The organism is Roseateles sp. DAIF2 (genome assembly GCF_015624425.1).
Taxonomy (GTDB): domain Bacteria; phylum Pseudomonadota; class Gammaproteobacteria; order Burkholderiales; family Burkholderiaceae_C; genus Kinneretia.
Genome location: NZ_CP049919.1, coordinates 3,087,187 through 3,112,674 on the forward strand (window position 1 = coordinate 3,087,187; position 25,488 = coordinate 3,112,674).

At 69.6% G+C, this 25,488-nt stretch carries 30 protein-coding genes; 17 read left to right on the forward strand and 13 right to left on the reverse strand.

The window, feature by feature from the left end:
• Positions 1 to 90 precede the first annotated feature (90 nt).
• Positions 91 to 1,395 carry an isocitrate lyase gene (gene aceA, locus G8A07_RS14110; RefSeq protein ID WP_195792688.1) on the forward strand — a complete coding sequence of 435 codons (1,305 nt, stop codon included), beginning with the start codon at positions 91 to 93 and terminating at the stop codon, positions 1,393 to 1,395.
• Between the two features lie 454 nt (positions 1,396 to 1,849).
• Here aceA and G8A07_RS14115 read toward each other — a convergent pair whose 3' ends face one another.
• Together G8A07_RS14115 and G8A07_RS14120 are read right to left on the reverse strand one after the other, a co-directional pair.
• On the reverse strand, positions 1,850 to 2,413 hold the full coding sequence (locus G8A07_RS14115; RefSeq protein WP_195792689.1) for an NADPH-dependent FMN reductase: 564 nt from the start codon (positions 2,411 to 2,413) through the stop codon (positions 1,850 to 1,852).
• Between the two features lie 164 nt (positions 2,414 to 2,577).
• Positions 2,578 to 3,732, reverse strand: a complete 1,155-nt coding sequence (locus tag G8A07_RS14120; RefSeq protein WP_195792690.1) for an iron-containing alcohol dehydrogenase — start codon at positions 3,730 to 3,732, stop codon at positions 2,578 to 2,580.
• Between the two features lie 215 nt (positions 3,733 to 3,947).
• Between G8A07_RS14120 and G8A07_RS14125 the strand changes: the two genes are divergently transcribed.
• Both G8A07_RS14125 and G8A07_RS14130 read left to right on the forward strand, forming a co-directional pair.
• Positions 3,948 to 4,874, forward strand: coding sequence for an alpha/beta hydrolase (locus tag G8A07_RS14125; protein ID WP_195797772.1), 927 nt, complete (start codon positions 3,948 to 3,950; stop codon positions 4,872 to 4,874).
• The gene (locus G8A07_RS14130; protein ID WP_195792691.1) at positions 4,871 to 5,755 is read left to right on the forward strand and encodes a YbgC/FadM family acyl-CoA thioesterase; all 885 of its coding nucleotides are present in this window, start codon (positions 4,871 to 4,873) and stop codon (positions 5,753 to 5,755) included. Before G8A07_RS14125 ends, G8A07_RS14130 begins: the two co-directional genes overlap by 4 nt.
• A gap of 12 nt (positions 5,756 to 5,767) precedes the next feature.
• On the opposite strand, the gene G8A07_RS14135 is transcribed toward G8A07_RS14130, so the two are convergent.
• The 3 genes from G8A07_RS14135 to G8A07_RS14145 all read right to left on the reverse strand — a co-directional run bounded on the left by G8A07_RS14135 (position 5,768) and on the right by G8A07_RS14145 (position 8,809).
• Positions 5,768 to 6,244 (reverse strand): GNAT family N-acetyltransferase, encoded by a 477-nt coding sequence (locus tag G8A07_RS14135; RefSeq protein ID WP_195792692.1) that lies wholly within the window; start codon positions 6,242 to 6,244, stop codon positions 5,768 to 5,770.
• A 252-nt stretch (positions 6,245 to 6,496) separates the two neighbouring features.
• A complete protein-coding gene (locus G8A07_RS14140; RefSeq protein WP_195792693.1) occupies positions 6,497 to 7,546 on the reverse strand; it encodes an NADP-dependent oxidoreductase in 1,050 nt (349 codons plus the stop codon).
• Positions 7,547 to 7,561: 15 nt separating this feature from the next.
• A complete protein-coding gene (locus G8A07_RS14145; protein ID WP_195792694.1) occupies positions 7,562 to 8,809 on the reverse strand; it encodes an MFS transporter in 1,248 nt (415 codons plus the stop codon).
• 79 nt (positions 8,810 to 8,888) lie between these two features.
• Here G8A07_RS14145 and G8A07_RS14150 point away from each other — a divergent pair, with 79 nt between their 5' ends.
• Positions 8,889 to 9,956: an AraC family transcriptional regulator gene (locus G8A07_RS14150; protein WP_195792695.1), complete on the forward strand. Its 1,068-nt coding sequence runs from the start codon at positions 8,889 to 8,891 to the stop codon at positions 9,954 to 9,956.
• On the opposite strand, the gene G8A07_RS14155 is transcribed toward G8A07_RS14150, so the two are convergent.
• From G8A07_RS14155 to G8A07_RS14175, 5 genes are all read right to left on the reverse strand, one after another.
• The gene (locus G8A07_RS14155) at positions 9,953 to 11,152 is read right to left on the reverse strand and encodes a CaiB/BaiF CoA transferase family protein (RefSeq protein ID WP_371816370.1); all 1,200 of its coding nucleotides are present in this window, start codon (positions 11,150 to 11,152) and stop codon (positions 9,953 to 9,955) included. The genes G8A07_RS14150 and G8A07_RS14155 overlap by 4 nt on opposite strands.
• Before the next feature lie 123 nt (positions 11,153 to 11,275).
• Complete coding sequence (locus tag G8A07_RS14160; RefSeq protein ID WP_195792697.1) at positions 11,276 to 11,509, reverse strand: hypothetical protein; 234 nt, start codon at positions 11,507 to 11,509, stop codon at positions 11,276 to 11,278.
• Positions 11,506 to 11,733 (reverse strand): hypothetical protein, encoded by a 228-nt coding sequence (locus G8A07_RS14165; protein ID WP_195792698.1) that lies wholly within the window; start codon positions 11,731 to 11,733, stop codon positions 11,506 to 11,508. The genes G8A07_RS14160 and G8A07_RS14165 overlap by 4 nt, the downstream gene beginning before the upstream one ends.
• 100 nt (positions 11,734 to 11,833) lie before the next feature.
• Complete coding sequence (locus tag G8A07_RS14170) at positions 11,834 to 12,094, reverse strand: DUF4936 family protein (protein WP_195792699.1); 261 nt, start codon at positions 12,092 to 12,094, stop codon at positions 11,834 to 11,836.
• On the reverse strand, positions 12,091 to 13,053 hold the full coding sequence (locus G8A07_RS14175) for a folate-binding protein YgfZ (RefSeq protein ID WP_195792700.1): 963 nt from the start codon (positions 13,051 to 13,053) through the stop codon (positions 12,091 to 12,093). The genes G8A07_RS14170 and G8A07_RS14175 overlap by 4 nt, the downstream gene beginning before the upstream one ends.
• A 91-nt stretch (positions 13,054 to 13,144) precedes the next feature.
• Between G8A07_RS14175 and mltG the strand changes: the two genes are divergently transcribed.
• The 11 genes from mltG to G8A07_RS14230 all read left to right on the forward strand — a co-directional run bounded on the left by mltG (position 13,145) and on the right by G8A07_RS14230 (position 22,472).
• The gene (mltG, locus tag G8A07_RS14180; RefSeq protein ID WP_249937360.1) at positions 13,145 to 14,140 is read left to right on the forward strand and encodes an endolytic transglycosylase MltG; all 996 of its coding nucleotides are present in this window, start codon (positions 13,145 to 13,147) and stop codon (positions 14,138 to 14,140) included.
• Between the two features lie 17 nt (positions 14,141 to 14,157).
• The gene (gene tmk, locus G8A07_RS14185) at positions 14,158 to 14,772 is read left to right on the forward strand and encodes a dTMP kinase (RefSeq protein WP_195792702.1); all 615 of its coding nucleotides are present in this window, start codon (positions 14,158 to 14,160) and stop codon (positions 14,770 to 14,772) included.
• Positions 14,766 to 15,785 carry a DNA polymerase III subunit delta' gene (gene holB, locus G8A07_RS14190; RefSeq protein WP_195792703.1) on the forward strand — a complete coding sequence of 340 codons (1,020 nt, stop codon included), beginning with the start codon at positions 14,766 to 14,768 and terminating at the stop codon, positions 15,783 to 15,785. Before tmk ends, holB begins: the two co-directional genes overlap by 7 nt.
• 65 nt (positions 15,786 to 15,850) lie before the next feature.
• The gene (locus tag G8A07_RS14195; protein WP_195797773.1) at positions 15,851 to 16,237 is read left to right on the forward strand and encodes a PilZ domain-containing protein; all 387 of its coding nucleotides are present in this window, start codon (positions 15,851 to 15,853) and stop codon (positions 16,235 to 16,237) included.
• 32 nt (positions 16,238 to 16,269) lie between these two features.
• Entirely contained in the window at positions 16,270 to 17,049 is a 780-nt protein-coding gene (locus G8A07_RS14200; protein ID WP_195792704.1) for a TatD family hydrolase, read from the forward strand.
• 1 nt (position 17,050) lies between these two features.
• Positions 17,051 to 17,701: an ankyrin repeat domain-containing protein gene (locus tag G8A07_RS14205; protein WP_195792705.1), complete on the forward strand. Its 651-nt coding sequence runs from the start codon at positions 17,051 to 17,053 to the stop codon at positions 17,699 to 17,701.
• Positions 17,702 to 17,794: 93 nt separating this feature from the next.
• Complete coding sequence (locus tag G8A07_RS14210; protein WP_195792706.1) at positions 17,795 to 18,019, forward strand: hypothetical protein; 225 nt, start codon at positions 17,795 to 17,797, stop codon at positions 18,017 to 18,019.
• Between the two features lie 36 nt (positions 18,020 to 18,055).
• Positions 18,056 to 19,408 carry a cache domain-containing protein gene (locus G8A07_RS14215; RefSeq protein WP_195792707.1) on the forward strand — a complete coding sequence of 451 codons (1,353 nt, stop codon included), beginning with the start codon at positions 18,056 to 18,058 and terminating at the stop codon, positions 19,406 to 19,408.
• On the forward strand, positions 19,405 to 20,058 hold the full coding sequence (locus G8A07_RS14220; RefSeq protein WP_195792708.1) for a response regulator transcription factor: 654 nt from the start codon (positions 19,405 to 19,407) through the stop codon (positions 20,056 to 20,058). Before G8A07_RS14215 ends, G8A07_RS14220 begins: the two co-directional genes overlap by 4 nt.
• A 127-nt stretch (positions 20,059 to 20,185) precedes the next feature.
• Positions 20,186 to 22,255: a carbon starvation CstA family protein gene (locus G8A07_RS14225; protein ID WP_195792709.1), complete on the forward strand. Its 2,070-nt coding sequence runs from the start codon at positions 20,186 to 20,188 to the stop codon at positions 22,253 to 22,255.
• A gap of 13 nt (positions 22,256 to 22,268) precedes the next feature.
• Entirely contained in the window at positions 22,269 to 22,472 is a 204-nt protein-coding gene (locus G8A07_RS14230) for a YbdD/YjiX family protein (RefSeq protein WP_371816371.1), read from the forward strand.
• A 17-nt stretch (positions 22,473 to 22,489) separates the two neighbouring features.
• Here the strand turns inward: G8A07_RS14230 and G8A07_RS14235 are convergent, their stop codons facing one another.
• Positions 22,490 to 22,903, reverse strand: a complete 414-nt coding sequence (locus tag G8A07_RS14235) for a hypothetical protein (protein WP_195792710.1) — start codon at positions 22,901 to 22,903, stop codon at positions 22,490 to 22,492.
• Positions 22,904 to 23,060: 157 nt separating this feature from the next.
• A complete protein-coding gene (locus G8A07_RS14240; RefSeq protein WP_195792711.1) occupies positions 23,061 to 23,780 on the reverse strand; it encodes a class I SAM-dependent methyltransferase in 720 nt (239 codons plus the stop codon).
• Between the two features lie 167 nt (positions 23,781 to 23,947).
• On the opposite strand from G8A07_RS14240, the gene G8A07_RS14245 reads away from it, so the two are divergent.
• The gene (locus tag G8A07_RS14245) at positions 23,948 to 24,130 is read left to right on the forward strand and encodes a hypothetical protein (protein ID WP_195792712.1); all 183 of its coding nucleotides are present in this window, start codon (positions 23,948 to 23,950) and stop codon (positions 24,128 to 24,130) included.
• A 26-nt stretch (positions 24,131 to 24,156) separates the two neighbouring features.
• On the opposite strand, the gene G8A07_RS14250 is transcribed toward G8A07_RS14245, so the two are convergent.
• Complete coding sequence (locus G8A07_RS14250) at positions 24,157 to 24,678, reverse strand: AAA family ATPase (protein WP_195792713.1); 522 nt, start codon at positions 24,676 to 24,678, stop codon at positions 24,157 to 24,159.
• 177 nt (positions 24,679 to 24,855) lie between these two features.
• On the opposite strand from G8A07_RS14250, the gene G8A07_RS14255 reads away from it, so the two are divergent.
• Positions 24,856 to 25,239 (forward strand): DUF1428 domain-containing protein, encoded by a 384-nt coding sequence (locus G8A07_RS14255; protein ID WP_195792714.1) that lies wholly within the window; start codon positions 24,856 to 24,858, stop codon positions 25,237 to 25,239.
• The last annotated feature ends 249 nt before the right edge of the window (positions 25,240 to 25,488 follow it).

The following is a 25,488-nucleotide window of genomic DNA, read 5'->3' on the forward strand; positions in this document are numbered from 1 at the left end:
AGTTCCGCGAGGGCGGTACGAGGACTACGCTTGAAGCCATTCCAAGCCGTTTTTTTGTACCTCCACCAACCACCCCGCAGGAGCATGACCATGAGCAGCAGCACCCAAACCCGTGAACAGCAGATCGCCGCCCTCGAGAAGGACTGGGCCGAGAACCCGCGCTGGAAGGGCATCAAGCGCGGCTACAGCGCCGCCGACGTGGTGCGCCTGCGCGGCTCGCTGGCGATCGAGCACACGCTGGCCAAGCGCGGCGCCGAGAAGCTGTGGGGCCTGGTCAACACCGAGCCCTTCATCAACGCGCTGGGCGCGCTGACCGGCAACCAGGCGATGCAGCAGGTCAAGGCTGGCCTGAAGGCGATCTACCTCTCCGGCTGGCAGGTCGCCGGCGACGCCAACAGCAATGGCGAGATGTACCCCGACCAGTCGCTGTACTCGGTGGACTCGGTGCCCAAGGTGGTCAAGAAGATCAACGCCACCTTCAAGCGCGCCGACGAGATCCAATGGAGCGAGGGCAAGAACGAGGTCGACTACTTCGCGCCGATCGTGGCCGACGCCGAGGCCGGCTTCGGCGGCGTGCTGAACGCCTTCGAGCTGATGAAGGCCATGATCGAGGCGGGCGCCGCCGGCGTGCATTTCGAGGACCAGCTGGCCGCCGCCAAGAAATGCGGCCACATGGGTGGCAAGGTGCTGGTGCCCAGCCGCGAGGCGGTGGCCAAGCTGGTCGCGGCCCGCCTGGCGGCCGATGTGATGGGCACGCCAACCGTGCTGCTGGCCCGCACCGACGCCGAAGCCGGCGATCTGGTGACCAGCGACATCGACGACAACGACAAGCCTTTCTGCACCGGCGAGCGCACCGTCGAGGGCTTCTTCCGCACCCGCAATGGCATCGACCAGGCGATCAGCCGCGGCCTGGCCTATGCGCCCTATGCCGACATGATCTGGTGCGAGACCGGCAAGCCCGACCTGGCCTTCGCCAAGCAGTTCGCCGACGCGATCCATGCCAAGTTCCCCGGCAAGCTGCTGGCCTACAACTGCTCGCCCAGCTTCAACTGGAAGAAGAACCTGGACGACGCGACCATCGCCAAGTTCCAGCGCGAGCTGGGCGCGATGGGCTACAAGTTCCAGTTCATCACCCTGGCCGGCTTCCACAGCCTGAACTACTCGATGTTCAACCTGGCTTACGGCTACGCCCGCAACAATATGAGCGCCTTCGTCGAGCTGCAGGAGGCCGAGTTCGCCGCCGCCGAGCGCGGCTTCACCGCGGTCAAGCACCAGCGCGAGGTCGGCACCGGCTATTTCGACGCGGTCACCACGACCATCGAGGCCGAGGCTTCCACCGCGGCGCTGAAGGGCTCGACCGAGGACGAGCAGTTCTTCGACGCCAAGCACGGTTGATGCTGAAAAGGATCTCGACCCCACCGGGCACAAGACGGTGAGGTCGACGGGCCCGCGGCCAAAAGCCGCGGGCTTTTTTTCGGCTCTTTGCGCGTTGATTGATGATGCTGTGATGGCGAAGATCTGGGCGCAGGAGGGCGGGCAGACCTGCTGCTACGTGTCCCCCGGCCGCTTCGCGGCCTCCTCCTTGACCTCCGCATCAGGCCCGCCCACCCTCCTGCTTGGCGCTGCGTTTGGCTTTCTCCGCGAACCACTTGCGGTGGAGGAGCCGGGATGCGGGTGTGCGCAATTGCACAGGTCAAGGAGGAGGGCCGCGCAAAGCGGCCCGGGGGACACGGAGCAATTGCGCATGCCCGCGTCCCGGCGCCACCCGGCTCTTTGCAGAGGCCATCAAGACCACGCCGGGAATATCACAAGTCAATGAATAAGAGATTTTTTTAACCGCAGGAAAGGGTCAGACCTTGCGGTTGCGCTCCACCCAGGCGGCGAAGGCGTTGATGAACTTCTCCAGGAAGGCCTTGCTCTCGGGCTTGGCGATCGCGCCGTTGGCGTCGAACAGCTCACCGGCGCCGCCGACATAGGCCTCGGGCTGCTGCAGCAGCGGCACGTTCAGGAACACCAGCGACTGGCGCAGATGGTGGTTGGCGCCGAAGGCGCCGATCGCGCCGGGCGAGAGGCTGACGATGGCGCCCGGCTTGCCGTCCCAGGCGCTCTGGCCATAGGGGCGCGAAGCGATGTCGATCGCGTTCTTCAGCACGCCCGGCACCGAGCGGTTGTACTCGGGCGTGACGAACAGCACCGCGTCCGCGTCCTTGATCCGCTGCTTGAAGGCCACCGAGGCCGCCGGCGGGTTGGCGTCGTCGTCCTGGTTATAGAGCGGCAGCTCGCCGATCTCGGCGATCTCCAGCAGCAGGCTCGGCGGCGCCAGCGCCTTCAGCGCCAGCGCCAGCTTGCGGTTCAGCGAATCCTTGCGCAGGCTGCCGACCAGCACGGCGACGCGATGGACCTGTTGACTCATGATTGTGGGACTCCTGTCGTTATCGTTGATGAAGGGGGAACTACAAGGGAACAGCAGACAACCTTGTAGCCGCTTTGGGCCATCCCTGCATCAACGATTTGTGAACACCCGAGTGCCGCGCTTGCATAAGGCAGCGCCGAGGGCAAGACCTGCCCCTGGATACGCTAGAGCGAGGCCTCCAGCATCTCGCGGTAGTCCGCGGCGCTGGCCGGGCGCGGGTTGGTCTTGTGGCAATGATCCAGCAGCGCATGCTCGATCACCGGCTCGAACAGCTCGCGCGTGACGCCCAGGGCCGCCAGGCCCACGGGCAGGCCCAGGCGCGCATTCATGGCCCGGATCGCCTCGGCGATCTCGTTGCCGGCGGCGTCGCAGCCAGGCAGGCCCATCGCCTGGGCCATGCGGGTCAGGCGGGCATCGCGCTGCAGGCTCTCATGGCCGGCGTTGAAGCGCACCACCGCCGGCAGGAACAGCGCGTTCAGGGTGCCATGGTGCAGGCGCGGGTTCAGCCCGCCCAGGCTGTGGCTCAGCGAATGCACGCAGCCCAGGCCCTTCTGGAAGGCCATCGCGCCCTGCATGCTGGCGCTCATCATCTGCCAGCGCGCTTCGCGGTCGCTGGCGCCGTCGCGGGTGGCGCGCTCGATGTGGGCCCAGCCGCGGCGCAAGCCCTCCCAGGCGATGCCGTCGGCCGGTGGGTTGACCGCCGCCGACATGAAGGTTTCCATGCAATGCGCGATCGCGTCCATGCCGGTGGCCGCGGTCAGCAGCGGCGGCAGGGCCAGCGTCAGCTCCGGGTCGCAGATCGCCGCCTTGGGCAGCAACTCCCAGCTGTGGAAGCCCAGCTTGCGGCCGTCGTCGACGATGATGATCGCGCCGCGCGCCACCTCGGAGCCGGTGCCGGCCGTGGTCGGCACGGCGATCAGCGGCAGCACCGATGTGCCGATCTTCGGGCTGCCGCCCTCGATCGTCGCGTAGGTCTTCAGCGGGCCCTCATGCGTCGCGGCGATCGCGACGCCCTTGGCCAGGTCCATGCTGGAGCCGCCGCCGACCGCGATCAGCCCGTCGCAGCCGAGCCGGCGGCACAGGGCGGTGGCCTCGCGCACCGCCGCCTCGGTCGGGTTCGGCGGCGTGGCGTCGAAAACTGGCAGAGCGCCCGCGCTGCCAAAGGCGGCCAGCGCCTGATCCAGCACGCCGGCGGCGCGCACCCCGGCATCGCTGACCACCAGGGGCTTGCGGATGCCGACCCGCTCGCATTCCTGCGGCAGCAGCGCCACGGCGCCGAAGTCGAGCTGGATCTGGGTCAGGTACTGGATCAGGGCCATGTCGAGGGTCTCCTTATCTACCGTTACGCTCGCAGCAACCGGTCTCGATGGAGGCGACGCCCGGGGATCCGGCTCGGCCGGTCCGATGGGCGTGCCCCCTCGAGGGGGCGCGCGAAGCGCGTAGGGGGTGAGCAATCTGGCACACTGCGCGCCGTTATGTTCCCGAGCGTAACCCGCTGGAGTTCCCGTTGAGTAGCACCTTGTTGACACCGCGCATGGCCGGTGTCCTGGAGCGCATCCACCGCGCCCACCGCCCCCCGTTCCACAGCCTGACGCCCAAGCAGGCGCGCATCGCCTATCTGATGGGGGCCGAGATCCTGGACCTGCCGCGCGCAGCGCTGCCGCGGGTCGAGAACCTGCGCCTGCCCGGCCCGGGCGGCGAGCTGGCGGCGCGCCTGTATGCGCCGCAGACCCGTGAGGAAGCACCGCTGCTGCCGGCGCTGCTGTATTTCCATGGCGGCGGTTTCACGATCGGCAGCCTGGAGACGCATGACAGCCTGTGCCGCCAGCTGGCGCTGCGCAGCGGCGCGGCGGTGGTCGCGCTGGACTACCGGCTGGCGCCGGACCACCGCTTCCCGGCCGCGGTAGACGACAGCTGGGCCGCGCTGAGCTGGCTGGCCGAGGCGGCCGAGGGTCTGGGGCTGGACCGCCGGCGCCTGGCGGTCGGCGGCGACAGCGCCGGCGGCACCCTGGCCGCGGTGGCCGCGCTGCATGCGCGCGACATCGGGCTACCGCTGGCGCTGCAGCTGCTGATCACGCCCGGCACCACCGCCCATGCCGACACGCCCTCGCACAAGCTGTTCGCCAACGGCTTTCTGCTCGACGCGGCCAATATCGCCTGGTTCTTCGACCATTACATCGAGCACCACCACAAACGCGACTGGCGCTTCGCCCCGCTGGAGGCCGAGAGCTTCGACGAGCTGGCGCCCACCTGCCTGGTGCTGGCCGAATGCGATCCGCTGGTCGACGAGGGTGTGGCCTATGCCGACGCGCTGCGCGCCGCCGGCAACGCGGTGCAGCTGGAGCTGTACCGCGGCGTCACCCACGACTTCATCAAGATGGGCCGTCAGATCCCCGAGGCGCTGCAGGCGCTGGAGGCCTGCGGCCTGGCCCTCAAACAAGCGCTGTTCGACAAGCCATGACCCACCCCAGCCCCACCGCCCAGCCGCGCCGCGCCGATTTCCGCTTCTTCGAGCGCCTGCGCGTGCGCTGGGCCGAGATCGATGCGCAGCAGATCGTCTTCAACGGCCATTACCTGACCTATTTCGACACCGCGGTGGGCGGCTACTGGCGCGCGCTGGCCCTGCCTTATGCCCAGACCATGCAGGACCTGGGCGGCGATCTGTTCGTGCGCAAGGCCACCCTGGAGTACCTGGACGCCGCGCGCTATGACGAGCTGCTGGAGGTCGGCGTGCGCTGCGAGCGCATCGGCAACAGCTCGATGAGCCTGCGCTGCGCGGTGTTCCGCGGCGAGGATTGCCTGGTGTTCGGCGAGCTGGTCTATGTGTTCGCCGACGCGACGACGCGCCAGCCCAAGCCGGTGCCCACCGGGCTGCGCGAGCTGCTGCAGGCCTTCGAGCGCGGCGAGGCGATGGCCCAGGTGCGGGTCGGGGCCTGGGCCGAGCTGGGCGAGCAGGCCGGGCGCATCCGCCAGGCGGTGTTCATCGACGAGCAGAAGATCCCGGCCGAGATGGAATGGGACAGCGCCGATGCCGGCTGCCTGCATGCGCTGGCCTGCAACCGCCTGGGCCGGCCGCTGGCCACCGGGCGGCTGCTGGAGCATGTGCCCGGCGTGGCCAAGATCGGCCGCATGGCCGTGCTGGCACCGATGCGCGGAAGCCGGGTCGGCCGCGAGGTGCTGGAGGCGCTGATGCAGGCGGGCCGCGACCATGGCTACCGCGAGGTGCTGCTGCATGCGCAACTGTCGGCCGAGGTTTTTTATACCCGCGCCGGCTTCCAGCGCCGCGGCCCGGTCTTCGAGGAGGCCGGCATCCAGCATGTGGAGATGGTGCGGGCGCTGTAGCGCGCCCGTCACCTATGCCGCCGCGTCGATGCGGCGGTTGTAGGCGTAGAACACCTCGTCGCGCTGCCAGGCTAGCGATTCGTACAGCGACTGCGCCGGCCGATTGGTCTTGGCCGTGGTCAGGTCCATGCGGGCCATGCCGGCGGCGCGGGCTTGATCCTCGGCGGCCAGTAGCAGCGAGCGCCCCACGCCGCCGCGGCGCCCCGCCGGTGCAACGAACAGGTCGTAGAGGCTGTAGATCGGCCGCGCCTCCACCGAGCAGAAGGTCGGGTAGAGCTGGCAGAAGCCCAGCAGCGGGCCGCCTTCCAAAGCCTCGGCAACCAGGATCACCGACTCGTCATGGCGCAGCCGCGCCTCGATGAAGGCCGTGGCCAGCGCGAGGTCAGCCGGCTGCTCGTAGAACTGCCGGTAGGCGTCGAACAGCGCGGCGACCGGGGTCAGGTCTTGCAGGGTGGCGCGGCGGATGCGCAGGGAAGAGGCGTCGGACATGCAAGCGGTCGAGTGAATTTAAAAGGGCCGCGATTGGATCACGGTTTCTTGGCCACCCTATAGGCCACGCCACCGATGTTCAGCGACTCGCGCTGCTCGTCGCTGAACAGGAACAGCCGGCGCTCGACCCGCCCGGGTGGCGCCGGATCCCGCGCCCCGGCGGCGATGCCGAGCAGGGCCAGGATCAGCGGGGCAGGGCGCGGTGCAGCGGCAAGGGAGTCTCACGCTTGGGGAGGCAGGTCATGCCCGCGATCAGTCCTGCGCCACCCGCACCACCAGCTTGCCGAAGTTGCGGCCCTCCAGCAGGCCGCGGAAGGCGGCGGGGGCGTTCTCCAGACCCTCGACCAGATCCTCGCGCAGCTTGATGCGGCCCTCGGCCAGCCATTGGCTCATCTCGCGGCGGAAGTCCTCGAAGCGCGCGCCGTAATGGTCGAGGATGATGAAGCCCTGCATGCGGATGCGCTTTTGCAGCAGGGTGGCCACCAGGCGCGGCAGGCGGTCCGGGCCGGCGGCCGCTTCATCGTCACCCTCGTTGTAATGGGCGATGAAGCCGCAGACCGGCACCCGCGCGCCGATGTTCAGCAGCGGCAGCACCGCGTCGAACACCGCGCCGCCGACGTTCTCGAAATAGACGTCGATGCCCTGTGGGCAGGCCGCGGCCAGTTGCTCGGCGAAGCGCGGGTCGCGGCGGTCCAGGCAGGCGTCGAAGCCCAGCTCCTCCAGCGCATAGCGCTGCTTGTCGGCCCCGCCGACGATGCCGACCACGCGCGCGCCCTTGAGCCTGGCCAGCTGGCCCACCACGGCGCCGACCGCGCCGGTGGCCGCGGCCACCACCACGGTCTCGCCCGGCTTGGGCTGACCGATGTCCAGCAGGCCCACATAGGCGGTGAAGCCCGGCATGCCCAGGCCGCCCAGCGCCCGCGAGGGCTGGGGCAGGTCGCCCAGCGGCTGCAGGTCCGCGCCGTCGGAGAGCGCATAGTCCTGCCAGCCGGCATTGGCCAGCACCAGCTCGCCGACCGCAAAGCGCGGGTGGCGCGAGGCGACGACCCGGCTGACCGTGCCGCCCACCATCGTCGCGCCGAGTTCGACCACCGGCGCATAGCCGGGGCCGACCTCATCCATCAGGTTGCGCATATAGGGATCGAGCGAGAGGTACAGGGTGCGCAGCAAGACCTGGCCCTCGGCCGGCTCGGGGCGCGGCTGCTCGTCGAGGCGGAAATGGCGCTGCGCCTCGGGCAGGCCCTGCGGGCGTTCGGCCAGGGTGATGCGGCGGTTGACGGTTGGCAGCTGAGTGATGTTCATGAGGGTCTCCGGGTTTCAGGCACGCAGGGGTCGCGGGCCATGGCGCAGGGTCAGCAGGCTGCCCAGGGTGATCGCGACCACCGCGAAGGCGGGGCCGCCCAGGGCGCCCATATGGTCGACCAGCAGGCCGCCGCCGATCGCACCGCTGGCGATCGCGATCTGGAAGGCCGCGACCAGCAGGCCGCCGGCGCCCTCGGCCTGGTCCGGCGCGGCGCGCACGATCCAGGTCTGGAAGCCGACCGGGAAGGCGCCGAAGGCAAAGCCCCACAGCGGCACCGCGATCGCGGTCACCAGCAGCGAGCTGCCGGCCAGCAGCAGGGTGGCGGCCAGCAGCGCGATCAAGGCGCCGCCGGCGACGATCGCATGGCGCTCGCTGCGCCCGGCAATCCAGCCGCCGGCGAAGTTGCCGAAGAAGCCGCCGATGCCATAGCCCAGCAGCACCGCGGTGATCGCGCCGACCGAGAGCTGGGTGATCTGCTCCATCAGCGGCCGGATGTAGGTGAAGCCGGCGAAATGCCCGGAGATCACCAGCAGCACGGCCAGCAGCGCGACGCGCACCGGCGGCCGCGTCAGCAGCTCGCCCAGCACGCGCAGGTTCGGCTTGTCGCGCGGCGGCAGGGGCGGCAGCGCCAGGAACTGCACCAAGAGGGTCAGGACGCTGACCACGCCGGCCGCGATGAAGGCGCTGCGCCAGCCCCATAGATCGCCCATCCAGGCGCCGATCGGCGCGGCGCCCACCGTGGCCACCGAGACCCCGGTCAGGATGAAGGACATGGCGCGGGCGAACAGCGCCTCGGGCACCAGGCGCATCGCCAGCGCGGCCGACATCGACCAGAAGCCGCCCAGCGCGATGCCCAGCAGCACGCGCGCCACCAGCAGCACCGTTAGGTTGCTGGCGGTGGCCGCCAGCGCGTTGGAGATCACCAGCAGCAGGGTCAGCGCCAGCATCACCAGCCGGCGGTCCAGGCGCCGGGTCAACAGCGGGATCGAGGGCGCGGCCACCGCGCCGACCAGGGCGGTGGCGGTGACCGCCTGGCCGGCCGCGCCGTCGCTGATCTGCAGGTCGCTGGCCATCGCGGTCAGCAGGCTGGCCGGCAGGAACTCGGCCGTCACCAGGCCGAACACGCCCAGGGTCAGCGAGAAGACGGCGGGCCACAGGGCCTTGTCGGTGGTGGCGGGAGCTGCGGGTTGGGATGCCGCGGCAGCGGGCGGGGCGCCGGCCTCGAGACGGTCGGCGCAGCAGGAACTGGAAGGTGAGGACACGTTGTTAATAAACCGGGTGATGAACTTGGGTCTCAGCTTATGGATAAGATCCCGGCGCTCCAATGCCGAAAAAGCCGAAATGCTTGACTTTTTGTCCGACGCATCGATCCCTGCCTCTCCCACGCCCGCCGCGCGCGAGCCCAACAAGGACCGGCGCGACATGCTGACGCAGATCCTGCTGGGCCTGCGCCTGGACGGGGTCGAGTACGGGCGCTGCGAGATGCGCGCGCCCTGGGCGGTGGCCTTTCCGGCGCAGCGCTCGGCGCGCTTTCATTTCGTCGGCAGCGGCGGCTGCTGGCTGCGCACCCAGACCGACGACTGGGTGCATCTGAAGCCCGGCGATGCGGTGCTGCTGCCGCGCGGCAGCTTCCACATCATGGCCAGCTCGCCCGAGGTGCCGGCGGTGGACATCGATTCGCTGGCGAAGGTCGCGGTGTCGGAGAACATCTACCTGGTCGGCGCCGAGGCGCGCGACAGCCATATCGGCCAGCCGCTGGCCGTGACCGGCGCAGAGCCGACGCTCGCGCTGGCGCCGGACATGATGTTCTGCGGCGCGCTGCGCTTCAACCTGGATCCGCTGCATCCGCTGATGACGATGATGCCGGAGGTGCTGGTGGCCGGGAACCTGGCGCGGCGCGACCCGACGGTGCCGGCCCTGCTGGAGGCGATGGAGCGCGAGGTGGCGCTGGACCGTATCGGCGCCTGCGGCATCCTGGCGCGCCTGGCCGACGCGCTGGCGGCCAGCATCATCCGCGCCTGGGTCGAATGCGGCTGCAGCGACGCCACCGGCTGGATCGCCGCGGTGCGCTGCCCCAAGATCGGCAAGGTGATCGCGGCCATCCATGCCGATCCGGAGCGCGACTGGGACGTGCCGATGCTGGCCGACGTGATGGGCGCCTCGCGCTCGCGCTTCGCCGAGGCCTTCACCCGCACCATGGGCGAGAGCCCGGCCAAGTATGTGGCCAAGATCAAGATGTTCCAGGCGCGCCACTGGATCGCGCAGGAGGGCATGCGCGTCGCGGTCGCGGCCGACCGCCTGGGCTACGACTCCGAGGCCTCGTTCAGCCGCGCCTTCAAGCGCATCATCGGCCACCCGCCCAGCGCGGCGCGCGGCGATGGCGCGCTGCTGCTGCGCGGGGCGGCCTAGGCCACGACGCCGCGCTCGCGCAGCGCCGCGATCTGCGCCTCGCTGAGGCCGACCTCGCGCAGCACCGCATCGGTGTCGCCGCCCAGGGTTGGCGCGGCGCGGTGCAGGCCGCCGGGCGTGCCCAGCAGCTTGGGCACGATGCCCGGCACCAGCAGCTCCTCGCCGCTCTGGGTGCGCTGCGTCAGCAGCATGTCGCGGGCGCGGTAATGCGGGTCCTCGGCGATGTCGCGCGCGGTGTAGACCTTGCCGGCCGGCACGCCCACCGGGGCCAGGCGCTCCAGCACCTCGGCAACGCTCAGCGGCTCGGTCCAGGCCTGGATCGCGGCATCGATCTCGGCCACGCGCGCGACGCGGCCGACGTTGTTGGCCAGCTGCGCATCGGCGGCCAGGTCGGCGCGGCCGATCGCCGTCATCAGGCGCTTGAAGATGCTGTCGCCATTGCCGGCCACCAGCACATAGCCGTCGCGGCAGCGGTAGGCATTGCTCGGTGCGATGCCGGGCAGGGCGCTGCCGGCCGCCTCGCGCACCGCGCCGAAGGCGCCGTACTCGGGGATCAGGCTCTCCATCACATTGAACACCGCCTCGTGCAGCGCGACGTCGATCACCTGACCGCGCCCGCCGTTGACCTTGCGGTGGTAGAGCGCGGTCAGCACGCCGATCACCCCATGCAGCGCGGCCAGCGTGTCGCCGATCGAGACGCCGCAGCGCACCGGCACCTTGCCCGGCTCGCCGGTCAGATGCCGCAGCCCGCCCATCGCCTCGCCGATCACGCCGAAGCCGGGCCGGTCGCGGTAGGGCCCGCTCTGGCCATAGCCCGAGATGCGCAGCATCACCAGGCCGGGGTTGAGCTTGGCGAGCTCCTCGTAGCCCAGGCCCCAGCCCTCCAGGGTGCCGGGGCGGAAGTTCTCGATCAGCACATCGGCCTCGGCGATCAGGCGCCGTGCGATGGCCTGGCCCTCGGCCTCGCGCAGATCTAGCGCCAGCGAGCGCTTGTTGCGCGACTGCACCTGCCACCAGACCGAGGTGCCGCCGGCGTCCAGCATGCGCCAGCTGCGCAGCGGATCGCCGCCGCTAGGAGCCTCGATCTTGATCACCTCGGCACCGAAGTCGCCCAAGGTCTTGCCGGCGAAGGGGCCGGCGATCAGCTGGCCCATCTCGATCACGCGCAGGCCGGCGAGTGCATCCGGACTAGGCATCGCGGCTTGTTGCATCGTTGCTTGGTCTCCGCTGTTTTCTTAAGAGTGGGAAGGCACGAAGTCTTGAGGAGGAAAGGGGACCGGGCCTCATCGGCCACCGACAAGGAGCTGCGAAGGCCAGCGTCAGAGCGGGGTGCGGTCGAAATTGGTGACGCCGGGGCCAAAGGCGGCGATGGCTTGTTCTTGCAGCGCGTCCCTGGTCAGACGCAGCTGGATCAAGTCATTGCCATAGTCGGCAACCTCGTCGGGATCATCCGAGGTCTCGCAGATCTTGGCCCATTTCGCATCGAGTTCGGCTAATGACTCAAGAAGAAGCCGCGCTTCCCATTCCAGAAGTTCTACAGTGAGTTTCTTCATGCCTGCTTTCCTGGCTTTTGAAAGACCCGTGTCGCCTTCAATGCCAACTCCTCAAGTAGCCCTTTGTATTTGTCGAGAGGCATATTAACGGTGGGCGCGATGCAGAAATGGCCCGGCTTGTCGGTGTTGACATCGACCGGGCGCACATGCGACAGCCTTGCGCTGTGGGCATTGCCGAGGCGGAAGACCTCCTCGGGCACGATATAGAACTCTTTGGGGAACATTGCAGTCACCAGTTCAGAAGTGCGAAGAGCCAGCAGTTGATCCGCTTGGTCTCACACCTTCCAGTGACTTTGGTCCCTCTTTCCTCGATGCTGCTGCTGTTCAGCCTGGCAGCAGGGGCTCGAAGACCTCGCGGTGCCGCAGGCCTTGCACGAAGGCGGACATCGCCGCGGCGACGGCCGGCTCGGCATCGACCTGCGCGGCGGGATAGATCTCCATCCAGGTCAGCAGGCTGGGATCGGCGTCCTGACGCTGCAGCAGGCGCAACGGGCGGCCGGCGCGGGCGTCCTCGAAGGCACTGCGCGCGGCGTCGACATCGACGGCGCGCAGGCGGTAGTAGACGAACAGCTCCACCTTGCTCACTGCGGCTCGCCGACCAGGTAGGGCATGGGCTGCGGCGCCAGGCGCGGGCCGTCGGCGGCGCCCAGGTGCAGGCTGCCCTCGTCCAGCGCCGCCAGCTTGACCTCGGCCAGCAGCAGGCCGCGCCCGCCGCGTTGCGCCGCCGCGGCGACCAGGCCGGCCGGCTGGCCGGGGTCGGCGCTGTGGAACAGCTCCTGGCCGACCTGCGGCGCCGGCGCGTCCTCGGTGGCGAACAGGAAGGTGCGGCGCTTGATCGTGCCGCGGTACTGGCTGCGCGCGACGACCTCCTGGCCGGGGTAGCAGCCCTTCTGGAAGTTGACGCCGCCCAGCAGCTCCAGGTTCAGCATCTGCGGCACGAACTGCTCGACGGTGGGCTGGCGCACCCAGGCCAGGCCGGCCTCGACCTCGGCCCAGGACCAGTCGGCCGCGTCCAGCGCGGGCAGGTCCGGTGCCGCGGCCGCGGTGCCCTGCAGCAGCAGGTAGCGGGGCAGGGCGTTCGCGCCATCGGGCAGGCGCACGACGCGGGCACCGTCGCGCTGCGTCACGCCCCAGACCGCGGCCGGTGCGGCTTCGCCGAGCCAGGCGCGTGCGGCCTCGCCGGCCAGGCCCCAGACGGCCAATTCGGCGCTGGCATCGGCCAGCTTGCACTTGGCACGCAGCACGAACATCGACAGGCGCTTCAGGGTCGGCGCCAGCAGCTCGGCCGGCAGGGCCAGCAGCAGTTCGTCGGCACCGGTCTTGACGGCCAGCAGGGTCGCGAGCAGGCGGCCCTTGGCCGAGCAGTAGCCGGCCAGCCGGGCCTGCTCGGTGCTCTGCAGCACCAGGTCCTGGGTCAGCTGGCCATGCAGGAACTTGGCGGCTTCCTCGCCGCGGGCGCTGATCACGCCCCAATCGGCCAGGCGCAGCGCGCCGCCCGGGACGAGGGTGGAAGACGAAGAAAGCGGATGGGAATCGGTGCTCATGGGCCGATTATCATCAGCGCCCGCATCACCTTGGGGGCATCGGGTCTTGGGTCGCAGCAGAAAGAACGGAAAGAAACAGTCGGGAAGCCTGCTGGGCGCGCTGGCCTGGCTGCTGGCGCTCGGCCTGCTGGCGGCCGGCGCCGCCGCGGGCGGGGCCTGGTGGTGGCTGGGCCAGCCGCTGAGCCTGCACAAGCCCTCGGTCGAGCTGTCGATCGAACCCGGCACCGCGCCGCAGCAGGTGGCGCTGGCCTGGGTCGCGGCCGGCGTGGACACCGACGCGCGCCTGCTCTACCAATGGTTTCGCTGGTCCGGTCAGGCGCGCCAGATCCGCGCCGGCAGCTACGAGATCCACCAGGGCGCGACGCCGCGCGAGCTGCTGGACAAGATGGTCAGGGGCGACGAGGTGCTGGAGGCGGTGCGCCTGATCGAGGGCTGGACCTTCCGCCAGTTCCGCGCCGCGCTGGCCAAGGCGCCGAGTCTGAAGGCCACGACGGCCGGCCTCAGCGAGGCCGAGATCATGAGCGCGCTGGGCGCACCGGGCCAGCCGGCCGAGGGCGCCTTCTTTCCCGACACCTATGCCTTCAGCCGCGGCGTCAGCGACCTGACCGTGATGAAGCGCGCCCACGCGGCGATGCAGCGGCGCCTGGACGCGGCCTGGGCCGGCCGCGCCGAGGGCCTGCCGCTGAAGAGCGCGGCCGAGGCCCTGGTGCTGGCCTCGATCGTCGAAAAGGAGACCGGCACCGCGGCCGACCGCGGCCTGGTCGCCGCGGTCTTCGTCAACCGGCTGAAGATCGGCATGCCGCTGCAGACCGACCCGACGGTGATCTACGGCCTGGGCGAGGCCTTCGACGGCAATCTGCGCAAGCGCGACCTGCAGACCGACACGCCGCACAACACCTACACCCGCGCCGGCCTGCCGCCGACGCCGATCGCGATGCCCGGCATGGCCTCGCTGCAGGCCACCGTGCATCCGGCGACCAGTCGCGCCCTGTACTTCGTCGCCCGCGGCGACGGCAGCAGCGAGTTCAGCGAAGACCTGGCCGCGCATAATCGCGCGGTCAACAAATACCAGCGCGGCCAGAAGTAGCCGTGGCATCCCCTCCCGTGAGCAGCGCCCGTTTCATCACCTTTGAAGGCATCGACGGTGCCGGCAAGTCGACCCATATCGAGGCCGTCTGCGCCCGCCTGCGCGCGCGCGGTGCCGACCTCGTCACCACCCGCGAACCCGGCGGCACGCCGCTGGCCGAGACCCTGCGCGGCCTGTTCCTGCACAGCGGCATGGACCATCTGACCGAGGCCCTGCTGGTGTTCGCCGGCCGGCGCGACCATCTGGTCAAGGTCATCGAGCCGGCGCTGGCCGCCGGCAAGACCGTGGTCTGCGACCGTTTTGCCGATGCCAGCTTCGCCTACCAGGGCCATGGCCGCGGCATGGACCTGGCCGTGCTGGGCACCCTGGAGCAATGGGTGCTCGAGGGCCGCCAGCCCGACCTGACCCTGTGGTTCGACCTGCCGGCCGAGCAGGCCGCACAACGCCGCGCCGCCGCGCGCGAGGCGGACCGCTTCGAGCAGCAGGACCTGGGCTTCTTCGAGCGCGTACGCGCCGGCTATGCCGCGCGCGCCGCGCAGGCGCCGCAGCGCTTCGTGCGCATCGACGCCAGCGGCAGCATCGAGGCCGTGGCGGCCCAGGTGGCGGCCGCGCTGGAGGCGCGCGGATGGTGACGCCAAGCCTGGATCTGCCCTGGTTGGCGGAGCCGCTGAACCAAGCCCTGGCCCATGCCCGCTCGCATGCGCTGCTGGTGCAGGGGCCGGCCGGCGTCGGCCAGTTCGACCTGGCCCTGCTGCTGGCCCAGGCCTGGCTGTGCGAGGACCCGCAGCCGGACACGCGCTGGGCCTGCGGCCATTGCGGCGCTTGCAAGCTGTTCCATTCGCGCACCCACCCAGACTTCCAGATCCTCCTGCCCGATGCGCTGCGCGAGCCGCTGGGCTGGGCGGCCGAGGAGGGCGAGGGCGCGAGCACCAAGGAAAGCAAGAGCAAGCCGAGCCGCGAGATCAAGATCGACGCGGTGCGCGCGATGCTGTCCTTCGCCCAGACCACGCCGGCGCGCGGGCGCGCCAAGGTGGTGGTGGTCTATCCGGCCGAGGCGCTGAACACGGTGGCGGCGAATGCGCTGCTGAAGACCCTGGAGGAGCCCGCCGGCCAGCTGCGCTTCGCGCTGGCCAGCATGGCGCCCGAGGCCCTGCTGCCGACGATACGCAGCCGCTGCCAACCGGTGCCGCTGGCCCTGCCGGCGCAAGACCTGGCCCTGGCCTGGCTGGCCGCGCAGGGCATCGAGCAGCCCGAGGTACTGCTGGCCGCGGCCGGCGGCAGGCCGCAAGAGGCGCTGCTGTGGGCCCAGGAGGGGCTGAAGGCGGCCAGCTGGCTGCAGCTGCCCGGCCGGCTGGCGCGCGGCGAGGTCAGCGCGATCTCGGACTGGCCGGTGCCGCGCGCGATCGACGCGATGCAGCGCCTGTGCCACGACCTGCTGTGCCTGGCCCATGGCGCCGCGCCGCGCTTCTTCCCGGCGGCCAGCCTGCCCAAGAGCGTGCAGGCGGCGCCGCTGCACCAGTGGAGCCGGGTGCTGCAGCAGGCCGCGCGCCATGCCGAGCATCCGCTGAACGCCGGCCTGCTGCTGGAGTCGCTGCTGCTGCAGGGGCAGCCGGCGCTGCAGCAGGTGCGCGCAAACAAGGGCTAGGAACCCGCGGCTTTTGCCGCAGGCCGGGCGGCGCCATTCGGTACACTGGCAGCCCTATGAGTGACATGCCCGCCAAACCGCAAGCCGCCGCGCTGGCCACGGCCGCCGCCGGCGCACGCCCGAGCGTGATCCAGCTGGTGTTCCGCGAAAAGGGCGCGCTCTACGCGGCCTATATCCCGATGTTCGCGGACGGAGGCCTGTTCGTGCCGACGAATCGCGAATACAAGCTCGGCGAGGACATCTACCTGCTGCTGTCGCTGCCCGATGACACGCAGCGCTATCCGGTGGCCGGCAAGGTGGGCTGGATCACCCCGGCCAATGCCTCGGGCGGCCGCACCCAGGGCGTCGGCGTGCGCTTCCCGCCGGACGAGAAGCACCGCCTGATCAAGCTCAAGATCGAGGAGCAGCTCGGCACGCTGATCTCCTCGTCCAAGCCGACCCAGACCCTCTGAGCGCCCGGCTTCCTTTTCCCCCTTGCAGTTCGATGTTCATTGATTCCCATTGCCACCTGAGCTTCCCCGAGCTCAGCGCCCAGCTGCCCGAGCTGCTGGCCGCGATGCGCGCGGCCCGGGTCGAGCAAGCCATCTGCATCTGCACCACGATGGAGGAGTTCCCGCAGGTGCGGGCGCTGGCGGCCGCGCATCCCGAGCTGTGGGCCACGGTGGGCGTGCATCCGGACAACGAGGATGTGCACGAGCCCAGCCTGCAGGAGCTGCTGGGCGGCGCGCAGGACCCGCGGGTGGTGGCGATCGGCGAGACCGGCCTGGACTATTACCGCCTGAACGGCCGCAGCGTCGACGAGATGGAATGGCAGCGCGAGCGCTTTCGCACCCATATCCGCGCCTCCAAGGCCTGTGGCAAGCCATTGGTGATCCACACCCGCAGCAGCAGCGCCGACACCTTGCGCCTGCTGCGCGAGGAGCGGGCCGGCGGCGAGCGCGCCGGCGTGTTCCACTGCTTCACCGAGACGGCCGAGGTGGCCAGGGCCGCGGTGGAGATGGGCTTCCACATCTCCTTCTCCGGCATCCTGACCTTCAAGAACGCGCAGGACCTGCGCGACGTGGCCAAGGCCCTGCCGCTGGACCGCATCCTGATCGAGACCGACAGCCCCTATCTGGCGCCGGTGCCCTACCGCGGCAAGACCAACCAGCCGGCCTATGTGCCCCATGTGGCCCAGCAACTGGCCGAGCTGCGCGGCCTGCCGGTGGAGGAGGTCGCGGCCGTCACCTCCGACAACAGCCGGCGCCTGTTTGGCCTGAACTGAGATGCGGCCGCGACGCTTTGCTCGCGCGCTGCTGGCTGCGCTGTGCTTGCTGCCACTGCTGGCCGGCGCCGGCCCGGACGAGGAGGCGCTGCTGCATGCGGCGCGGCTCGACAACGGCTACCGCATCGGCGTGCTGCTGCTGCGCGGCGCCGACCCGAATGCGCGCGACGCACATGGCCAAACGCCGCTGCACATCGCGCTGAAGGACGAGGGTGAGAAGGCCGTCAAGAGCCTGCTGACACACCCGGGGCTGGACGTCAACGCGGCCAACCCGGCCGGTGAGACGCCGCTGATGCTGGCCGCGCTGCGCGGCCGGCTGGACTGGGCGCAGGAACTGGCCAAGCGCGGCGCCGCCATCAACCGCGAGGGCTGGACCCCGCTGCATTACGCCTGCAGCGGCCCCGACGATGGCATGGTGGCCTGGCTGATCGCCCAGGGCGCCGAGCTGGACGCGCGCTCGCCCAATGGCAGCACGCCGCTGATGCTGGCGGCCGGCTATGGCGGCATCAGCAGCGCCGAGCGCCTGCTGAAGGCCGGGGCCGACGCCACGCTGCGCAACGAGCAGGGCCTGAGCGCGGCGGACTTCGCCGAGCGCGCCGGGCGGGACAAACTGGTGCGGCAGTTGCGCCAAGCGATGGCGGACAAGCCCTAGGAAAAAAACCTACAAGCGCTTTGGGGCGCGGCCGACTGGGCGGCCCGGGCCGGCGTCCCTACAGTGGAGCCCATCATCACGGGAGTGCCCACCATGCGTCTGATCTCTTCTGCTGGCAATGCCTTCGTCGCCGACCCCTTCGCGATGCTGCTGGATCCCGAGCGCGTCAGCCGCGCGGTCGAGCGCTCCGAGCGCCTGAACCGCCTGCACAGCCGGGTCTACCGCCCGCTGGACAAGCCGCTGATCCCGAAGGCGATCGCCGGCACCGCCGACTTCGACCGCCTGGTCGACGACGCGCCGGACAGCGAAGAGGACTGAGCGCCTCGGCGACAATGACGGGCTGCCCTGCCCGCCATGCGCCTTCGAACCAAGATCCTGCTGCTCGCCATCCTGCCCTTGCTGGCCTCGCTCGCGCTGATCGCGTTGGCGGTGCGACAGCAGGAGGCGGATCTGGCCCGGCGCGAACATGCGCTGGTCGAGCGCGCCTATATGGAGGCGCGGCGCAGCGAGCTGCACAACTATGTGGCCCTGGCGGCCAGCACCATCAAGCCGCTCTACGACGGCAGCGCCGGCAAGGATGCCAGCGCGGCGCAGGCCCAGGCGCTGAACCTGCTGGCGGCGCAGGACTACGGGCCGGACGGCTATTTCTTCGTCTACGACCTGCAGGGCCGGGTGCTGATGCATTCGCGCCAGCCCGAGCTGATGGGCAAGAACCTGTGGGAGCTGCGCGACCCCAAGGGCCGGCCGACCATCCAGCAGCTGGTGGCCCAGGCCAAGGCCGGGGGCGGCTTCGTCGACTATCTGTGGCGCAAGCCCTCCAGCGGCCAGATCGCGCCCAAGCTCGGCTATGTGATCGCGCTGGAGCGCTGGAACTGGATGCTGGGCACCGGGCTCTACCTGGACGGCATCCAGGCCACGATGAGCCAGCTCGAGCATGAGGCGAACCGCAATATCGCCGCCACCCTGCTGTGGATCGCCGGCATCGCGGTGTTCGGCATCGCGCTGATCAGCGCCTCGGGCCTGGCGCTGAACCTCAGCGAGCACCGCGTCGCCGAAACGAAGCTGCGCCTGCTGGCGCGCCAGGTGCAGCAGTCGCAGGAGGACGAGCGCGCCCATCTGGCGCGCGAGCTGCACGACGGCATCAGCCAGACCCTGGTCTCGACCAAGCTGCTGGTCGAGACCGCGGCCGAGACCAGCCAGGCGGCGCCGCTGCAGCAGGCGCTGGCGCGGCTCAACACCAGCCTGAGCGAGATCCGCCGCATCTCGCACCGGCTGCGCCCGGCGCTGCTGGATACCTTGGGTCTGGCGGCGGCGCTGCAGCACCTGGGCCAGGAGTTCGAGGAGGCCGGCGCCGATGCGCCCGCGGTGCGGGTGCGCATCGAGGGGGCCGAGCGCGAGCTGCCGGCCGAGGTCAAGACCGCGCTGTTCCGCGTCGCGCAGGAGGGGCTGACGAATATCGCCAAGCATGCGCGGGCGCGCCAGGTCGAACTGCTGCTGGACTTCTGCGATGGTGACGATCGGCGCTTGGTCATGCGCCTGGTCGACGATGGCCGCGGTTTCGACACCGAGGCGGTGCAGCAGCATCCGGAGCAGGGCATCGGCCTGCGCAATATGCGCGAGCGCCTGGCCGCGATCGGCGGCCGACTCGAGATCCAGGCGCGGCCGGGGCAGGGCTCGCGCATCGAGGCCAGGCTGGAGCAGGCATGACGACGAACGCGGCGCAAGAAATCCGGATCCTGCTGGTGGACGACCACCCGATGGTGCGCGAGGGGCTGGCCGCGCGCCTGTCCAGCGTCGCCGGGCTGCGGGTGGTCGGCGAGGCCGGCGATGCCGACGAGGCCCGCCTGAGGCTGCTGGAGACCGCGCCCGATGTGGCCCTGCTGGATGTGGGCCTGAAGGGCAGCAACGGCATCGACCTGGCGGTCTCGCTGCTGGCGCAGAACCCGGGCCTGCGGGTGCTGATGTTCAGCATGTACGACAACCCCGAGTATGTGCAGCGCGCGCTGCAGGCCGGCGCGCGCGGTTATGTGCTGAAGGATGCGCCGGCCAGCGAGATCGTCGCGGCGATCGAGGCGGTCGCGGCCGGCGGCACCTTCCTGAGCCCGGCTGTGTCCAAGCGCCTGTTCCGCAACCAGGCGCCCAAGCCGCTGCTGTCGGCGCGCGAGAGCGAGATCCTGTCGGCCCTGGGCCGCGGCGAATCGAGCAAGCAGATCGCCAAGACCTTCTCCCTGAGCGTGCGCACCGTCGAGGCGCACCGCCAGAACATCAAGCGCAAGCTGGGCCTGGAGGGCCAGGCCGAGCTGATCAAGTACGCGGTGGAGCATGCCCAGGAGATGGGCGGCCAGACCCCGGGTTGACCCTTAGGTGTTCCCGCGTGTTTCATCGCGCGGTGTCACAGATGCGCCCATCCGACCGCCCGGTCGAAACTGCCGGTCGCACAGCGGACCGCAGGTTGACGGCTCGCGGCAGGATAGGAGACAAGCTATGTCTGGACTGGGTCGCCACCTCGCGTGGTTCTTCGTGGCCTTGCTCGGCGCCTTTGCGCTGGCGGCCGTGGCGCTGGGGCGGGGCGAAGCCGTCAGCGCGCTGTGGGTGGTCGTCGCGGCCGTCTGCGTCTACCTGATCGCCTACCGCTACTACAGCCTGTTCCTGGCCACGAAGGTATTCGGCCTGGACGGCAAGCGCATGACGCCGGCCTGGAAGCACAACGACGGTCTGGACTATGTGCCGACCAACAAGTACGTGCTCTACGGCCACCATTTCGCCGCGATCGCCGGCGCCGGCCCGCTGGTCGGCCCGGTGCTGGCCGCGCAGATGGGCTATCTGCCGGGCCTCTTGTGGATCCTGGCCGGCGTGGTGTTCGCCGGCGCGGTGCAGGACTTCATCGTGCTGTTCATCTCGACGCGCCGCGATGGCCGCTCGCTGGGCGACCTGGTCAAGCAGGAGCTGGGCACGGTGCCGGGCGTGATCGCGCTGTTCGGCGCCTTCATGATCATGATCATCATCCTGGCGGTGCTGGCGCTGATCGTGGTGAAGGCCTTGGCCGAATCGCCCTGGGGCACCTTCACGGTGGCCGCGACGATTCCGGTCGCGCTGTTCATGGGCATCTACACCCGCTACATCCGCCCGGGCCGCATTGGCGAGGTGTCGATCATCGGCTTCGTGCTGCTGATGCTGGCCATCATCGGCGGCCAATGGGTGCACGAGAGCCCGACCTGGGCGCCGCTGTTCACCTATGACGGCAAGGCCCTGACCTGGATGCTGATCGGCTACGGCTTTGTCGCCGCCTCGATCCCCGTGTGGCTGCTGCTGGCGCCGCGCGACTACCTCTCGACCTTCCTGAAGATCGGCACCATCGTCGCGCTGGCGATCGGCATCGTCGTCGTGGCCCCGCCGCTGCAGATGCCGGCCTTCACGCAGTTCGCCGCCGGCAATGGCCCGGTCTGGGCCGGCAATCTGTTCCCCTTCCTGTTCATCACGATCGCCTGTGGTGCCGTCTCGGGCTTCCACGCGCTGATCAGCTCGGGCACCACGCCCAAGATGCTGGACAACGAGGTCAACGCCCGCTTCATCGGCTACGGCGGCATGCTGGCCGAGAGCTTCGTCGCGGTGATGGCCCTGGTCGCGGCTTCCTGCATCGAGCCGGGCATCTACTTCGCGATGAACAGCCCGGCCGCCCTGGTCGGCAAGACGCCCGAGACCGTGGCCGCGACGCTCTCGACCTGGGGCTTCGTGATCACGCCCGAGATGCTGATCCAGACCGCCAAGGACGTCGGCGAGAACACCATCCTGGCCCGCGCCGGCGGTGCACCGACCCTGGCCGTGGGCATGGCGCACATCCTGCACCAGGTGGTGGGCGGCAAGGCGATGATGGCCTTCTGGTATCACTTCGCGATCCTGTTCGAGGCGCTGTTCATCCTGACCGCCGTCGACGCGGGCACCCGCGCCGGCCGCTTCATGCTGCAGGACCTGCTGGGCACCTTCGTGCCGGCCCTGAAGCGCACCGAATCGCTGCCCGCCAACCTGATCGCCACCGCGCTGTGCGTGGCGGCCTGGGGCTACTTCCTCTACCAGGGCGTGGTCGATCCGCTGGGCGGCATCAACACCCTGTGGCCGCTGTTCGGCATCGCCAATCAGATGCTGGCCGCCGTCGCGCTGATGCTGGGCACCGTGGTGCTGTTCAAGATGAAGAAGGACCGCTACGCCTGGGTCACGATCGTGCCCGCGGCCTGGCTGCTGGCCTGCACGATGACGGCTGGCTATCTGAAGATCTTCTCCAGCGACCCCAAGGTCGGATTCCTGGCCCATGCCCAGAAGTACAGCGATGCGGTGGCCGCCGGCCAGGTGCTGGCCCCGGCCAAGAGCCTGGACGCGATGCAGCGCGTGATCTTCAACGACCGCCTGGACGCCGCGCTATGCGCGCTGTTCATGTTCGTCGTGATCAGCGTGCTGGTCTACAGCATCAAGTCGGTGCTGGCCGCCCGCGTCGCGGCCAAGCCCAGCGTGCAGGAGACGCCGTTCCAGGCGCTGCCGGCCGGAGCCGGGGGTGACTGAGACCCGCCAAGGCTTGAGCGCCCTGGCGGCCGATCTCGGCCGCGCGGGGCGCTACATGGCGCAGAGCTTCCGGCTGATGGTCGGCGTGCCGGACTACGGCAGCTATGTGGCCCATATGCAGGCCACCCATCCGGACCAGGCGCCGATGAGCTACGAGGATTTCTTCCGCGAGCGCCAGGCGGCGCGCTATGGGTCGCGGATGGGGCGCTGCTGCTGAGATCAAAGGCAAACGCCCTACAAGAGATTGGTGGTGGATGCGATTTGGGCGCAGCCGCCAACCGGATTCGTACCGGACTGAAAGACCACCGAGCATTGGAAGATCGCGCCATTGGTCTTTGAGACGATGAACAGCTCGTTGTTGGCATACTGAGTCAGCGTGAAGCCGGCGGTGCTGGTGCCAACGCTGCCGATGACATTGCACTTGCCCATCGGGTTGCCAGTGGTGCCTGACTTCACCCCGATGCAGAAAGAGGCCCGGCCGCTGGCATTGTTGAACACCCACATGCCGCTGGTACCGCCGATGAAACTGAAGCTCTGGGTCTGAGCTTGTGCGTTCCCGGTCAGGGTCGCGCCCAAGCATAGAAGTGTTGCTAGAGCCTTGAAGCCATGCGCGGCTATCCCGCTGTCCCTTGCCTTGCGATTTGTCATCTTGGTCTTCTCTGGCTCCCGTTGACACACAACACCGCCGCGTGGGAGCCCCTGCCAAGGCGGTGTCGACAACTGTGCCGGTATCGCACCGGAAGCCGGGCCCGGCATCCCCCAGTGGTGCGATGACGACCGGTTGAGGCGCCCATCCCAGGAAGGCTCAGACCTTCTTGTAGGCCAGCATGACCCAGAGGAAGTCGCGGCCGAACAGGCCGCTGCCGGCCTCTTGGTCGCGCATGCGGCGCAGCTCGGCGATCTCGAAGCCGGGCGACCAGATCTCGCGCAGGCGCTCCGCCTCGTAGCCGAGGCCGCCGCCCAGCGAGTCCTGCTCGTAGACCGCCGCATCGCTCAGGCCGCTGCCGCCCTCCGGCGCGAAGCACACCAGGCCGAAGGCGCCGCCGGGGCGCAGCGCCTCGCGCACCAGGCGCACATAGTCGGCGCGCCGGTGCGGCGCGATGTGGTGAAAGCAGCCGGAGTCATAGACCAGATCGGCCGCGCCGGCCGGCAGTGACTGATCGAACACAGAACGCTGTTCGATCCGCACCGGCAGGCCGGATCTGGCGATCTCCTCCCGCGCCCAGGCGACCGCCGAGGCCGAGAAGTCGATGCCCAGCACCTCGTCGAAACCCCGGCCGGCCAGGCATAGCGCGTTGCGCGCATTGCCGCAACCCAGGTCGACGGCGCGACGCCCCGGCAGCCGCCCGGCCGCCAGCCACTCGCTCAGGTTCTCATCCGGCGCCAGGCCGAAGAAGGGGCAGGGCCGGGCGCGGTCCAGGTAGAAGTTCTGCCATTTCGGATGCTCGCTGGCCGCGAGGCGGGCATCGAGGGCGGCCAGGTCCTGCTCGGTCGGTGCCGTGACGGTGTCGTCGTGCTTGTTCATGGGCTCATCCCCCTACTCATGATGTTGATCTTCTCTCGGCGGCGTTTCGAAAAAAACGCAGCGATCCGCCCGTTATACCTGCTTGTCGCGCCGCGCCGTTTCGCCGAGCATGCCGGCTCTTTCCTCAGCCAGCCGGCCTCGCGGCGAATAAGCACAAACCCTCATCCATGGACAGCAGCAACGACCTCCTGAACAACAGCGCCTTCTTCATGGGCCTGGCCGGCGCGCTCACCCTGGCCTGGGTGACCTGGCAGGCACGCCGTCTCGGCAATGACCGGCGCGATGTGGTGCTGCTGGGCACCTCGGCGGCGCTCAGCGGCCTGGGCGCCGGCATCGCGGCGCTGGTCTGACGAGCTAGCAAGCAAGCAGGAAGGCCTCAAGCCGCCACCGGCGCCAGCTCGCGCAGCAGGGCCCGCACATCGGCCTGGTGCCGGATCAGGCGGAAGCGCTGCGCCGGCTCCAGGGCCTGCAGCCGGGCCTTCAGGGCCGGGGTCCAGAAGCGCTCGCCGCGCAGCAGGTAGCGGTAGCTGCTCCAGGTCGAACGCAGCATCGGGCTGCGGCGCGGCCAGCCCACCGGCGGGGCCCAGGGGCTCTTCAGCAGTCGCTTGGTGACCCACCAGTAGTGCAGGGCCAGCGGCCGCTCCACCCAGATCAGCAGCTCGGCCGCCGCCACCAGGCGCTCGAAGGCGCGCAGGGTGCCGAAGCCCTCGATCACCCAATGCGGCGCCTCCAGCAGCGCCGCATGCAGCCGCTCGAACGGCTCGTCCGCCTGGCGGGCGCCGCCGCTGGCGAACTGCAACGCGTCCAGCAGATGCAGCGGCAGCCCCAGCTCCGCAGCGATCTGCTGCGCCAAGGTGGATTTGCCGCCGCCCGGACGGCCGAATATCGCGATCCGCATGCCGCTCACCCTCTCCCTGAAGTCGGCCTTATAGCTTCCGGTGATCGTCGTCATCATGATGATGGTGATGCTATGTCGATTCCGCCGCCCCCCGTTCGTCGTGCATCAGGAGCCCGCAAGCGGCGGGCTCCGTCACGCCCCATGGGGCAGCCACAACCGCAGCGAGGAGCATGCATCATGACGCAACAGCAGCAGGATCAACAGCAGCAGCCATACATCGACGGCTTTGTCGTCCCCGTCCCGACCGCCCAGCGCGAGGTCTACCGCCGCCATGCGGCCGCCGCCGCCGCGGTGTTCAAGGAATACGGCGCCCTGAGCGTCGTCGAATGCTGGGGCGACGACGTGCCCGAGGGCAAGCTGACCTCGTTCACGATGGCCGTGCAGCGCAAGTCCGAGGAGAGCGTGGTGTTCTCCTGGATCCTCTGGCCCTCGCGCGCGGTGCGCGACGCCGGCATGAAAAGCGCGATGGCCGACCCACGCCTGGATCCCAAGGCGAACCCGATGCCCTTCGACGGGCCGCGGATGATTTTTGGCGGGTTTGAGGTGATGTTCAGTGCGTGAGGTGGGGCTGCTAACAGGGCACGGCCGGGGTTCTGCTCGCGCTGACGAACGGCTCTCGCTATGGCCTGCGCGCTCGGTGCCGGGCATAACCCACTTTGTCATTCGCATCAGCCAGGTCCGGAGCGATCATGCGGACTCCTCAATACTTGGTCTAGAGAGGAGCAGGGCCTGGGCATCATGATCCGTCTCGGCGCTCGTCTCGTCATGTGCAGCATTGCAGTTCTGCTCAAGACCCAAGCCTAGTCGGCC